Here is a 12,747-nt window from a genome sequence, read left to right as displayed (position 1 = left end):
ATTCGTTTTAAAAATGATACGGATGACTACTATATCTATAAGGAAACGCAAAAGCGTCCTGCGATTGTAGGTGGCAAGCGTAAGTTGGTAGAAGTTCCGCTTGTGTGGGCGTTTGACCGATATAACAATTCAATTACGACTTTTCGCTTTACAAATATGTTTGATAAAGCATTTTACATTATGAAATTTGACGAAGCGGGTGAACCAATCTGGGATGCTCCTACTAAGAAGGAGTAGTATATGGCACCAGACGTCATAAATGCGGTCGTGACGATTAGCGCTTCGTTGATTGGCACATTCGGCGGGATTATTACTAGTGCTAAGATAACCACTTTTCGGATTCAGGAGTTGGAAAAGAAAGTGGAGAAGCACAATAGTGTAGTAGAGCGAACTTATCGCTTAGAAGAAAGAACAAACTATCTTGATGAGCAAATTGACAAGCTCGAAAGCAAAATCGAAAAGGAGAAATAAGATGCAACAAATTTTAATCACAGCAGGCATTATTGCCCCGATTATTTCAGCGATTGTAAATGTCGTTAAGACGCAATTCAATCTAAACGGAAAGCAAGTATCTACGTTAGCTCTGGTTTTAGGGATTATTGTAGGTCTTGCGTACGCCGCAACAATTACACATGGTGATTATGCTGCGTATGGTTGGGGTGGGCTAATTGCTGGCTTGTCTGCCATCGGTTATTACGAATTGGCTTTTAAAAATAAAAAAGGAGACACAGCGGATGACACAGAAAAATAAAATGAAGCAGCTTTTAGCTCTTGTTACAATCGTACTTGGTTTCATGCTTCCTACTGCTGCACAAGCAGCGGTAGGAGATCAAGGCGTGGACTGGTCTGTCTATCAAGGGACAAGTGGTATCTTTGGATACGGGCATGACAAGTTTGCTATTATCCAAATTGGCGGTATCAATGCCTATGGTATGTACGGCCAATCAACGTATGAAACGCAAGTAGCAAGTGCTATCGCACAGGGTAAACGTGCTCACACTTATGTTTGGTACGAGGTGGGCGGCAATGCTGCTTTGGGTGAGCAAGTGCTTAAAACCTTCTTGCCGCAGGTACAAACACCGAAAGGGTCAATTGTAGCTCTGGACTATGAGAGCGGAGCGAGCGCTGACAAAGAAGCCAACACAAACGCAATTTTGCATGGGATGCGTATGATTAAGGCGGCGGGTTACACGCCTATGTACTACTCCTACAAGCCTTACACGCTTGATCACGTTGATTATAATCGGATTTTAGCCGAATTTCCAAATTCTTTGTGGATTGGAGCTTATCCAGATTACAATGTGACGCCATCACCAAATTATAACTTTTTCCCATCTCTTCCGGGAATTGCAATCTTCCAATTCACCTCAACTTACATAGCAGGTGGACTTGATGGTAATGTGGACTTGACTGGTATCACAGATAACGGTTATAGTCGCAAGAATGCGCCTATAACACAAACACCAGCGATTAAAGAAGGCGAAAAAGCTGATAACACACCGAAAAGTGATATTAAAGTCGGCGACACAGTCAAGGTTAATTTCTCGGCTACCAACTGGGCGACAGGAGAAGTAATCCCTGATTGGGTTAAAGGTCGGTCTTATCAAGTAGCAGAGGTGAGCGGTGACAAGGTGCTGTTAGCAGGTATTAACTCTTGGATTTACAAACGAAATGCAGAGATTATCTCTACTACTAATAGTCAACCTGCACCATCTCCAACCGTTCAACAGTCCGGCTCATACACGGTACAGCCGGGTGATACCCTTTCTGGAATTGCCGCTCAATACGGCACGACTTATCAACAGTTAGCAGCTCTGAACGGCATTAGCAATCCAAACTATATCTATGTAGGACAAGTTCTAAAACTGATAGGACAAGGACAATCAGCTCCTCAAAATGTGTCTTATCATACGGCGCAATGGGGAGACACCCTTTCTGGCATGGCTGCTCAATATGGTACAACAGTAGAAAGTATCCAAGCACTCAATGGATTGTCAAGCGACCTCATCTATGCAGGCGTAACTTATAGAGTGAAATAAGATAAATTAAGCTCTTAGGAGAAATCCTAGGGGCTTTTTTTGCTGCAAAAAAATAAAGCCTTTTTAGACTTATCACTTTCTCAACTATGCGGGCAAGACTGGCTACGTTTTGACTACGTTTATTTTCGTTTATGACTGTATTATTTAGTGTATATTATCTCTCGAAATCCTTATTATATAAGCGATTAACAACTATTCCGCTATTAAGTCGATATAATAAAATTATTATGCTAAAATAGAACTAATAAGATAGAGGAGGTACACTTATGGTAACACGTCGTAAATATTCTCCGCAGGAAATAAGAAAAAATTCTTCTTATTTCTCTCCTTTGAAGGCAATCATTGAAACAGCTTTTTATGAAAATCAGGTTGTTGCAATAAAAACCGTAGAAGAAGCTTATCAATTGGCTTCCGCAGCTGCTGGGACAATTGTTTTAGATATGCCCGTGATTCATACGAAGGAACTGGGCTTACCTTCTTATGCTCGTGTTTTATTAACGAATTCTGGCGCAGTTGTTGGTCGAACGGCTAAAGCTCGACGGATTTTTGGTAGAGACAGTGAGGAAGATGAGAAGCTGCTTTCGATAGTACGCAGTGCAATCTATCAGGCTCATCATCGAAAATTTTATAAGGCAGATGCAGTTGTAGGGCTAGATGAAGCCTTTATGGCTTGTGCTCATCTCATGGTTCCTGAAGATGAAATCAACAATCTTTATTCTTGGCTTTTAAACTTTCAAATTTTGGATGAAGAGTTTAAAAATCGTTTGAGAGTTTCTAAAAAGTACGATGAAAATGACATATTTGTTTTTTTCGATCCCAAATGGAAGCATCCAGATTATCCTGAAGGATTGGTATATTTTGATACTCAGCACAATTGTGTCATTATTTTGGGTTTAAATTACTTTGGTGAGTTAAAAAAAGCGACTTTAACCTTAGCTTGGGCAACCGCTGCTAGAAATGGATATGTAGCTTGTCACGGCGGCTTGAAAATCTTTAAACAAAAAGAGGCTGAAAAGCAAGACTATGTAGCCTCCTTCTTTGGTTTATCTGGTTCAGGAAAATCCACGCTGACGCATGCCAAACATAATGGAAAATATGATATTAAGGTTTTGCATGATGATGCCTTTATTATTTCTGTCAAAGATGGCTCTTCCATTGCTCTGGAACCGTCCTATTTTGATAAAACGAATGACTATTCCATTGGACATAGGGAGCAGGACTTTTTTGTAACAGTTCAGAATTGTGGTGTGACACTGGATGACAATGGTCTAAAAAAATTGGTAACAGAGGATATTCGAAATGGAAATGGTCGGACAGTTAAGTCTCGTTTTGCAACGCCAAATCGGGTCGATCGAATTGATGAACCTATCCAAGCCATTTTCTGGATTATGAAAGATGATTCTCTTCCACCTTTGATCAAAATCAACGATCCGCTGATGGCTTCTACTATGGGCTGTACCTTGATGACCAAGCGTTCCAATGCTGAAAATGTGATTGGCAAGCATGATGATTTGGTGATTGAACCTTATGCCAATCCATTTAGAGTGTATCCCTTGGTGGAAGATTATCGGAAATTCCGTAGTCTCTTTGAATCTGGTGTCGACTGCTATATCATCAATACTGGATTTTATATGGGCAAGGGAATTTCAAAAGAAGTTAGCTTGAATATTATTGAAAAAATTGTTGATGAAGAAGTAGAATTTAAACCATTTGGGTCATTGGAGGGTTTTGAATACATGGAATGTGAAGGGTATCCGATTCCGAATTTTGATGCTCGCTACAAACAATTACTTAGAGAAAGAATGCAAGTACGGCTGAACTTCTTGCTTGCCTTTAATCAAAAATACCCTAAAACGGCACTTCCTGTTGATGCAATTTCACGCTTGGAAACAGTTCTGCAAAATTTAGAAGCCTAAACAATCGATTTTCTTCTTTGCAATCCTCCTTTAAACTTTCTTTTTAACACTCCCTGTGCAAGAAGTCAAAAAGTATGCTATAATTAAGATTACTTATATATGAGGAGAGAACATTCATGGAAGACCCTAGCAGTCAGACCTTGTTACTGCAAGCTTTACTATTATTGGTTTTAACACTATTAAACGCCTTTTTTTCAGCAGCTGAGATGGCGATGGTATCCTTAAACCGTGCTCGTGTGGAACAAAAGGCTGACGAAGGCGATGCAAAATATATTCGCTTATTGAAAGTCTTGGAAAAACCTAATCACTTTTTATCCACCATTCAAGTTGGAATTACTTTGATTACAATTTTATCAGGAGCTAGTTTGGCTAATACACTCGGTCGGGAAATTGCTTCTTGGATGGGAAATTCTGAGACAGCAAGAGCGATTGCAAGCTTCTTATCTGTTGCTATTTTGACTTATGTTTCTATTGTTTTTGGGGAATTATATCCAAAGAGAATCGCTCTGAACCTCAAAGATTCCCTAGCGGTTCGTACAGCGCCAGTTATCATCTTTTTGGGAAAAATTGTCAGTCCCTTTGTTTGGCTTTTATCAGCCTCTACCAATCTGCTCAGTCGAATCACTCCCATGACTTTTGATGATGCAGATGAGAAAATGACACGTGATGAGATTGAGTATATGCTGACCAATAGTGAAGAAACATTGGATGCAGATGAAATTGAAATGCTGCAGGGGATTTTTTCACTAGATGAGATGATGGCGCGTGAAGTGATGGTTCCTCGTACAGATGCTTTTATGGTGGACATCAATGATGATACCAAGGAAATTATTGAAAGCATTTTGAAGCAGAACTTTTCACGGATTCCGGTTTATGATGATGATAAAGACAATGTTATTGGACTTATTCACACCAAACGTCTGTTAAATGAGGCGTTTACTAATGGTTTTGATAATATTGTACTACGAAAAATTTTGCAGGAACCGCTCTTTGTGCCAGAAACGATTTTCGTGGATGATTTGCTGACAGAGTTGCGGAATACGCAAAATCAAATGGCGATATTGTTAGATGAATATGGTGGTATGTCTGGTCTGGTAACGTTGGAAGACCTACTGGAAGAAATTGTCGGTGAGATAGATGATGAAACAGATAAGGCTGAAGTAGAGGTGTATCAGGTTTCTGACCATATTTATTTCGTCCTTGGAACCATGAGTTTGAATGACTTTAACGAGTATTTTGAAGTTGAACTGGAAAGTGATGACGTTGATACCATTGCGGGTTATTATTTGACGGGCGTAGGTTCGATACCCGACGTGAAAGAGCGTTTGAGTTATGAAGTGGAAAGTCAGGGCAAAAAGCTCATTTTAACCAATGATAAGGTAAAAAATGGACGTGTGACAAAGCTCAAAGTAGAAGTTTCTGAAATAGTAGAAGAAGAGGAAGAAGTTGAGAAATAGTCTCAGCTTCTTTCGTTTTTCAAAAATTGATAAGTTTACTTTACTTTTTATAAATATGTGAATGACATTAAAAATAAAGGAAGCAGATTGATGACAACGACATTCTTCCTTTATTTTTAATATTGAAGAGTGAATTTTGTGAAGGGTCATGATCATTTTTGCCGTTTGGAGAAGTCAACGAAACGGAATTTTTCGAGTTTATGACGACTATCTGTAAACTGAAATTGCTGTCCGTCTGCAAGATAGACTTTTGATTTGACAGAGACGACATGGTGGTCATTTCCAATGTTCATCAATATTTTATCGCGATTAGTGGCTGGATCAATTGTGATTTCTTTTTGGGCGTAAGAAATGTGTAGTCCCAGTTCATCTTCTAAATAAGCATAAATTGAATGCTCTGCAATTTCACGGTTAATAGAAGGGACAAAACTCTTATCAAGGTAATCAATATCCAAGACGGAGGCAATCCCGTCAACGACCCTTTGGCGAATAATCCGCCACACCAGACGGTATTCAGGAAAACCAGTAAGACTGGATAATTTTTTATCAACTGTAATTTTTTCTAACTGTATGACATTGGTTTTAGAATTCATTCCATGTTGCCGGACAAGTTCTTGGTAACTAGTTAGGTTGGAAACGGGAAAGTCAATCTGTTCTTGTTGGATGACTTTAGAGCCTTTACCTCTCCTTTTTTGAATGAGACCAGCTTTTTGAAGCAAATCAAGCGATTTACGAATCGTGTCACGGCTGACCTTGTAGGTCTGGACAAGTTCGTGTTCGCTAGGAAGATAATCATTTATCTGATATTTCTCGTTTAGAATATCTTGTTCTAAGAGTTTAAAAATTTGTTTATATTTTTTCATGATATCCTCACTTGTTTTCTTTTTAGCATACAACTAAATAAATTTTACCAAAAAAGAGCCTTTTTTACTACAAACATCTTGCAGACATCTTTGGTATCGTTTACAATAAATGTATCAATCAATTGTACAATGATGAAAAAAGAAGGAGAGTGTTAGGTTAAGCCTAGCCAAACAGAAAATGGGAAAATTTGAGAAAGACGCCAAGACGCTATTAGATGCTATCGGCGGCAAGGCGAATGTCTCAGCTGTCAGCCATTGTGCAACTCGGATGCGCTTTGTATTGGCAGATGAAAAGAAGGCAGACGTAAAAGCAATTGAAGCCATTCCAGCTGTAAAGGGAACTTTTACAAATGCAGGGCAGTTTCAGGTCATTATCGGAAATGATGTGCCGATTTTCTACAATGATTTTACAGCTGTTTCAGGGATTGAAGGAGTATCAAAAGAAGCAGCCAAAGCCGCTGCCAAAAGCAATCAGAATCCAGTACAGCGTGTCATGACAATGCTGGCGGAAATTTTCACTCCAATTATTCCAGCCATTATCGTTGGGGGGGCTGATTCTCGGTTTCCGCAATATTCTGGAAGGTGTGCAGATTCAGGCGCTCGGTCAAAAAATGGTTGACGGTGTTGCTCAGTTTGCTAAAGACGGTACTCCGATTTACAATACAATTGTGGATGTATCACAGTTCTGGAGCGGGGTAAACTCATTCTTGTGGCTGCCGGGTGAAGCGATTTTCCACTTCTTGCCAGTTGGTATTGTCTGGTCTGTTTCTCGTAAAATGGGAACCAGCCAAATCCTCGGTATCGTTTTGGGAATCTGTCTGGTGTCTCCTCAGTTACTTAACGCTTATGCAGTAGCTGGTACGCCAGCTTCAGAAATTGCTAAAAACTGGGTATGGGATTTTGGTTTCTTCACAGTTAGAAAAATTGGATACCAAGCACAAGTTATTCCAGCTCTGCTTGCAGGATTGTCGCTATCTTATCTTGAAATCTTCTGGCGCAAACGCATTCCAGAAGTTGTGTCCATGATTTTTGTGCCATTCTTATCCTTGATTCCAGCTTTGATTCTAGCGCATACAGTCCTTGGTCCAATTGGTTGGACACTTGGACAATGGCTGTCAACAGCGGTGCTTGCTGGTCTGACTGGTCCTGTTAAATGGCTCTTTGGTGCGATATTTGGTGCCCTCTATGCTCCGTTTGTTATCACTGGTCTGCACCACATGACCAATGCCATTGATACACAGCTGGTTGCAGATACAGGCGGTACGGCGCTATGGCCAATGATTGCCTTGTCCAATATCGCTCAAGGTTCAGCTGTATTTGCTTACTATCTGATGAACCGTCATAATGAACGTGAAGCACAGATTTCTCTGCCAGCAACGATTTCTGCTTATCTAGGTGTTACAGAACCAGCCCTTTTTGGGGTCAACGTGAAGTACGTCTACCCATTTGTGGCAGGGATGATTGGTTCTTCTATCGCAGGTCTCTTATCCGTAACCTTTAACGTAACAGCCAATGCTATCGGAATCGGTGGAATTCCAGGTATCTTATCTATCCAAGCTAAATACATGCTTCCATTCTTCCTTATTATGTTAGTAGCTATTGCAGTACCGATGATTTTGACTTTCTTCTTCCGCAAGACAGGCATGTTTACAAAGACAGAAGATGAAAGTGTCAAATCACCGCAAATTGAAGCCATTGACGAAGCAAAAGAAGCCGCTCCAAAAGTAGATTTTGCAGAAATTGCTAGCCCACTGGCTGGGGAAGTCAAAGAATTAAGCTAAGCAACCGACCCTGTCTTTGCTCAAGGCGTGATGGGACAAGGAGTTGTCATCCTTCCAAGTGAGGGAGAACTGGTGGCCCCTGTGAACGGGACGGTATCAGTGCTTTTCCCAACCAATCATGCTGTTGGAATCGTGTCAGATGAAGGTGTCGAATTACTCATGCATATCGGTATGGACACAGTTAATCTCGACGGCAAAGGTTTTGAAGCTCATGTGGCTCAAGGAGACAGAGTGAGCGTAGGTCAGAAACTGGTTAGTTTTGATATAGCAGCTATTCAGGAAGCTGGCTTAGTGACTGAAACACCTGTGATTATCACAAATCAAGAGCAATTTCAGGCTGATGAACAGAGAACATTACCGCGGACTGTCGAACGTGGAGATAAGCTGATGACAGCTACTCGAATCGGGTAAAATGTTTGATACGAGCTATGATGAGCAGGATTTTATCTAACGAATGGACAAATTTATCTCAGTAATCCATTTGCCTCACTGCTGGAAATCCAAGCAGCAATCTCTTAACGAGAGGCAAAAAAGCTCGTACAAAGAATAAAAGTAACGATAAAGGGGAGGAGCTTAAGCCCCGCCTCTTTCTTTTAGAAAATAGAAAAGGAAGACAAATGGCATTAGATAAGACAAAAGTCGTCTATCAAATTTATCCAAAATCATTTAAAGACACGACCGGCAATGGGATAGGAGATTTTCAAGGCGTTATTGAGAAAATTCCTTACCTCAAAGAATTAGGAGTGGATATGGTCTGGCTCAATCCTTTCTATCCCAGCCCGCAGCGTGATAATGGTTATGATATTTCAGACTACACGGCTGTCAACCCTCTTTTTGGGACGATGTCTGACTTTGAAGAGATGGTCCAAGTTGGGAAAGAATACGGCATTGACTTTATGCTGGATATGGTCTTAAATCATTGCTCGACCGAGCATGAATGGTTTCAAAAAGCTTTAGCTGGCGATCCGTACTACCAAGATTTTTTTTTCTGCGTGATGAGCCGACAGATTGGTTGTCTAAGTTTGGCGGCAGCGCCTGGGCACCTTTTGGCGACACTGGCAAGTACTACCTGCATCTCTTTGATGTGGACGCAGGCTGATCTCAACTGGCGCAATCCTCATGTTCGCGAAGAACTTTTCAAAGTTGTCAATTTTTGGCGGAACAAGGGTGTCAGGGGTTTTCGCTTTGACGTCATCAATCTGATTGGAAAAGATGAGGTGTTGGAAAACTGTTCGGAAAATGATGGTAAGCCTGCCTATACGGATAAGCCCATTGTACATGAATACCTACACATGATGAACGAGGCTACATTCGGTCAGGATGATTCATTTATGACGGTTGGAGAAATGAGTGCGACTACTATTGAAAACTGCATTCTCTATACAGATCCGGCACGTCACGAATTGTCTATGGCCTTTAATTTCCATCATTTGAAGGTGGATTATGAAAATGGTCAAAAATGGAGCTTGAAAAAATTTGATTTCGAGGAGCTCAACCGTCTTTTTCATACGTGGGGCAAGGAAATGAGTGACCATGATGGCTGGAGTGCTCTATTTTGGAACAATCATGATCAGCCACGTGCCTTAAATCGTTTTGTTGATGTTCAGCATTTCCGCAATGAAGGAGCAACTATGCTTGCGGCCAGCATTCATCTGTCTCGCGGGATGCCATATATTTATATGGGAGAAGAAATCGGCATGGTGAATCCAGACTATGACTCTATGGCAGATTATGTGGATGTGGAGTCTATCAATGCCTATCAGATGCTGCTGGAGCAAGGAAAAACACCAGAAGAAGCTTTTGCAATTATTCAGGCTAAATCTCGCGATAATTCTCGCACTCCTATGCAGTGGGATGATTCAGCGAATGCTGGCTTTACGACAGGCACCCCTTGGCTCAAAGCAGGGAAATCTTATCCTGAAATCAATGTTGAAAATGAGATGCAGGGCCCGATTTTCACTTTCTATCAAAAACTGATTACTCTTCGCAAGGAGCTTCCTATCATTGCCGAAGGCAGCTATCAACCAGCTTATGAAGACAGTCAGCAAGTTTATGCTTTTGAGCGTCAATTAGGTGACGAAAAACTTTTGGTACTCAATAACTTTTATCTAGATCCGATTACGATAGATATTTTACCAGAGTATCAAAATGGCGAAGTGCTCCTTTCTAATTATGAAGAAGCTCAAACAGCAGAAGTTGTAACATTAAGACCTTATGAAAGTTTGGCAATTATTGTAAATAAACACTAAATGCAGTAATAAATCCTAAAATCGACTGAATTGTTCAGCCGATTTTTTTAAATCCAAGAGAAAGCGCTTGCATTGTCCTTTTGTTTTATTTATAATAATTACGGTAGAAATACATCTCAAGGAAATTTGATTTCCAAATTATGATGTAAAGGAGAATATATGAAAAAAACTTCAAAACAATTGCCTGTATTGTTTGCGACAACTATTTTGTTAGCTAGTAGCGTTCTAAGTCCTGTTGTTCAGGCAAATGAGGCGAGCTCTTCAAGTTCAGAAACTTCTGTAACAACGACTTCAGAGTCTAGTTCTGTTGCTTCAACAACTCAGTCGCAATCATCAGAAACAACTTCTGAAAGTTCGGCAAGCAGTACGAGTAGTACGAATGAGCCAAGTAGCACAAGCGAAGAAACACCTAAGACAGAAGCTTCAAGCAGTGAAGCAAGAGCTACTACTTCTGAATTTACCGAGGTAGCCAATATTGGTCAAATTCAAGGCGAAGCACATGAATCGCCTTATAATGGGAAAAAGGTGCGCGTGTCAAGTGTAGTCGTCACTAAAACGGATCGATATGGCTTTTATGCACAAGACATCAAAGCTGACGGGAACACAAAGACTTCAGATGCTATCTATGTAGTTTCAAAGGAAAAAGTAGCCGTTGGAGACCGATTGACGATTGAAGGTGAAGTTAAAGAAGGTTACATGGAGTCGCTCAGCGTCCGTCCGGGGCAACAATTTAAAAAACCAGCTGATAGCTTAACTGTCACGCAATTGTTTGCTTCTAAGGTAACGAAAAACGGTACAGCCGCACTACCAGAACCAGTTAATATTTCAGATCGTATGCCAAAAGATATCGTGGATAATACTCCGACTACTTATGATCCAGAACATGATGCATTGGATTATTGGGAAAGTCTGGAGGGTATGTTGACAACAGTGAAAAAACCTCGTGTGCTTGGTCCGCAATATCGCGGGGATATCTACCTGTTACCTGCTGGATATCAAGAATTGCCGCTAAATAATATCGGTGGTGTCAATTTACGTCCGAATGCGCAAAATACGGCAACCATTCCGGTTTATGTAGGAAATAAGTTTATTGCCAAAGCCAAAGATTACTTTAATGAAGATGTTTCTGGTGTTGTAACTTATCGCAGCAAGGTTTATAAGTTGGAGCCAACGAAGTTGCCAGATCTGCAAGATGGCGGTCTGCAAAGAGAAGTTTCTAAACTTTACCCAAGTGAAGATAAATTGACGATTGCTTCTTATAATATTGAAAACTTCTCAGCAAACAATGCAGCGGGTGAAACACCTGACGCAAAAGTGGAGAAAATTGCCAAATCCTTTATCAATGAAATCCATAGTCCAGATATTATCACACTCATAGAAGTTCAAGACAATAATGGAAGCGTTAATGATGGTACTGTCAGCGGTGTGCAAAGCGGTGAAAAACTGGCTGCTAAAATTAAACAATTAGGTGGCAAAGAATATAAATATACCGAAGTCGCCCCTGTTGATGGAGCAGATGGTGGAAAGCCGGGCTCCAATATTCGTGTGGCTTACTTGTATAATCCTCAACGAGTGAAGTTAGTTGAGCGTGAAGCAGGAAGTAGCACAGAAGCAGCTGCCTTCAAAGATGGGCATTTGGTGAAAAATCCTGCAAGGATCGATCCGACCAATCCAGCCTTTACGAAAGTTAGAAAATCTTTAGCAGCAGAGTTTGAATTTAAAGGTGAACGGATTGTCGTGATTGCCAATCATTTGAAATCCAAACTCGGTGATGATGCAGTATATGGTTCTAAACAACCAGCAGTACAAAATACATTGGCACAACGGATTGAGCAAGGGAAGTTGTTGAATGCTTTTGTAAAAGAAGGTTTGAAGCAAAATCCAAATTTGAAGTTTGTCTTAACTGGTGACTTTAATGACTTTGAATTTTCAGAAACTGCCAAAGCAGTGGCTGGTAATGAATTAGTCAATATGATGCTGAATCACGACGCAGCAGACCGCTATTCTTATTTTTACCGTGGCAGCAATCAAAGTTTAGACAATATCTTTGTTTCAAAAAATATTGCTGATAAAACAGTGTTCTCACCAGTTCACATTAATGCTTCTTTCATGGAAGAACACGGTCGGGCATCAGACCATGATCCCGTCATTGCACAGCTTGACTTTAGTCAGAAAAAAGATGACACGACGCCGACTCAACCAACTGAGCCAAAACCTTCTGGTGACAGCACAACTTCACCAAATAGAGATGATAAACCAACTAAAAAGAGAATTTTACCATCTACAGGAACAACAGGTGCTGAAGTAGCTGTTGTAGGGCTTGTCATCCTAAGTGCAACCCTCCTTTGGCGAAAGAAAGTGACGGATTAAAAGGAATAGATGAACGAGAGAGTTTTAAGATTCTCTCGTTTTTTTGAAAAATATTGAAAATGAAACTGAAAA

General features: G+C 40.5%; 9 protein-coding genes and 2 pseudogenes. 10 read left to right on the top strand and 1 reads right to left on the bottom strand.

The features are described from left to right. The 6 genes from HMPREF2634_RS10020 to HMPREF2634_RS08365 all read left to right on the top strand — a co-directional run. Positions 1-237: hypothetical protein (locus tag HMPREF2634_RS10020; RefSeq protein WP_070836449.1), on the top strand; the 237-nt coding region annotated here is incomplete at its 5' end. 3 nt (positions 238-240) lie between these two features. Beyond that, on the top strand, positions 241-471 hold the full coding sequence (locus HMPREF2634_RS08385; protein ID WP_022524853.1) for a hypothetical protein: 231 nt from the start codon (positions 241-243) through the stop codon (positions 469-471). Position 472: 1 nt separating this feature from the next. After that, the gene (locus HMPREF2634_RS08380) at positions 473-751 is read left to right on the top strand and encodes a hypothetical protein (RefSeq protein ID WP_070836448.1); all 279 of its coding nucleotides are present in this window, start codon (positions 473-475) and stop codon (positions 749-751) included. Position 752: 1 nt separating this feature from the next. Continuing rightward, the gene (locus HMPREF2634_RS08375) at positions 753-2,039 is read left to right on the top strand and encodes a LysM peptidoglycan-binding domain-containing protein (RefSeq protein ID WP_070836505.1); all 1,287 of its coding nucleotides are present in this window, start codon (positions 753-755) and stop codon (positions 2,037-2,039) included. Between the two features lie 266 nt (positions 2,040-2,305). Beyond that, entirely contained in the window at positions 2,306-3,955 is a 1,650-nt protein-coding gene (locus HMPREF2634_RS08370; RefSeq protein WP_021001387.1) for a phosphoenolpyruvate carboxykinase (ATP), read from the top strand. Positions 3,956-4,071: 116 nt separating this feature from the next. After that, positions 4,072-5,412, top strand: a complete 1,341-nt coding sequence (locus tag HMPREF2634_RS08365) for a hemolysin family protein (RefSeq protein ID WP_021001388.1) — start codon at positions 4,072-4,074, stop codon at positions 5,410-5,412. Positions 5,413-5,564: 152 nt separating this feature from the next. On the opposite strand, the gene treR is transcribed toward HMPREF2634_RS08365, so the two are convergent. Further along, positions 5,565-6,275, bottom strand: coding sequence for a trehalose operon repressor (treR, locus tag HMPREF2634_RS08360; protein WP_021001389.1), 711 nt, complete (start codon positions 6,273-6,275; stop codon positions 5,565-5,567). 178 nt (positions 6,276-6,453) lie between these two features. On the opposite strand from treR, the pseudogene treP reads away from it, so the two are divergent. The 4 genes and pseudogenes from treP to HMPREF2634_RS08345 form a co-directional block, all read left to right on the top strand. Next, positions 6,454-7,945: pseudogene (gene treP, locus HMPREF2634_RS08355) on the top strand (PTS system trehalose-specific EIIBC component); the annotation flags it as partial. A gap of 66 nt (positions 7,946-8,011) precedes the next feature. Then, positions 8,012-8,467, top strand: a pseudogene (locus tag HMPREF2634_RS10315) (PTS glucose transporter subunit IIA); the annotation flags it as partial. A 206-nt stretch (positions 8,468-8,673) separates the two neighbouring features. Beyond that, positions 8,674-10,305, top strand: coding sequence for an alpha,alpha-phosphotrehalase (locus HMPREF2634_RS08350; protein ID WP_081026659.1), 1,632 nt, complete (start codon positions 8,674-8,676; stop codon positions 10,303-10,305). A 159-nt stretch (positions 10,306-10,464) separates the two neighbouring features. Then, the gene (locus tag HMPREF2634_RS08345) at positions 10,465-12,675 is read left to right on the top strand and encodes an endonuclease/exonuclease/phosphatase family protein (protein WP_021001390.1); all 2,211 of its coding nucleotides are present in this window, start codon (positions 10,465-10,467) and stop codon (positions 12,673-12,675) included. Positions 12,676-12,747 lie beyond the last annotated feature (72 nt).

The organism is Streptococcus sp. HMSC034B03 (assembly GCF_001838575.1).
Classification (GTDB): domain Bacteria; phylum Bacillota; class Bacilli; order Lactobacillales; family Streptococcaceae; genus Streptococcus; species Streptococcus anginosus.
Note: the sequence above shows the minus strand (reverse complement) of the source record. Positions and strands in the feature narration are given on the sequence as shown.